Raw genomic sequence first — 890 nt, 5'->3', positions numbered from 1 at the left:
ACAATGGGACGACAACAAGCCAGAAACATCGCGCCGGACGGCGCTTTCCCGGTCCTTCCGGCCGGGATGCAACGCAGCGACGTGAAGAAGCTTCTGCGCGCCGTGCGCCCCGCGCTGGGGTTCAGGGCGGCGCGGATCGAAGCACTGTGCAACCTTGTGGAGCTGACACGACCGGGTGACTGGATCGACCCGGGCGTTGAGCCGGTCTGCTATATGACGCAGATCGAATGCGCCGGGATCTGCGACAAGACCCCTCGCGCCATGCGAGACGACGAAAACGCTTGGATCAAGGCCGGGCTCGTCAACAAGACGACCGCAGCGAACGGGAGCCGCGGCTGCTTTTGCGACGGGAGACTCAAACAAGGCATCAGCTTCAGCCCGCTCATCGCCATGGTCCCGGCGCTTGTCGCAATGAAAAAGCAGCTCGAGGCCGACCGGACTGAACGCACCTTGATGCGGCGCAAGATCTCCGCCGCGCGCAGGATCTTCAAGGCGGCGCTCTTGCAGCTTGTCACTGTGGCTCCAGAGCATCCCGAGGCGGCGACGCTGATGCAGGAATGGGCGGCCCTCCCGCGGCGCTACGACGGCCTCTCGGCAGCCGAGCTTTCGCACCAGCTCAAAGCTGTGGACGGCCTGACCCATAAAGTGTTGGCGCTGCTCGATTTACAGTCCCAAACTTCCGGTCGAGCGGAAGCCGACTTCCGCCCATATATACAAGATACAAAAGAAGATACTTTCGTAGTCTGTAACGGCTCCTCCGTCGATCTTCGGCCATCCCGCAAGCGGGATGACGGCAAACCTTCGGAGGTCGCCCCTGCCGGGCCGCCCTCTTGCCGAGAAAAAAACGATGGGGCCGGCAGCCGTGGGCACAAGCCCGAATTGCTCGAAAG

Annotated in this window: 1 protein-coding gene; it reads left to right on the top strand. The window is 62.6% G+C overall.

Annotated features, from left to right (window positions below; translation table 11 throughout):
* Nucleotides 1-890, top strand: an 890-nt coding sequence (locus C5F48_RS24205; protein ID WP_181247789.1) for a helix-turn-helix domain-containing protein, incomplete at both ends; no start/stop codon positions are given.

It is taken from the genome of Cereibacter changlensis JA139, from assembly GCF_003034985.1.
Taxonomy (GTDB): Bacteria; Pseudomonadota; Alphaproteobacteria; order Rhodobacterales; family Rhodobacteraceae; genus Cereibacter; species Cereibacter changlensis.
The sequence above is the reverse complement of the archived record's forward strand: the minus strand, read 5'-3'. Positions and strand labels throughout refer to the sequence as shown.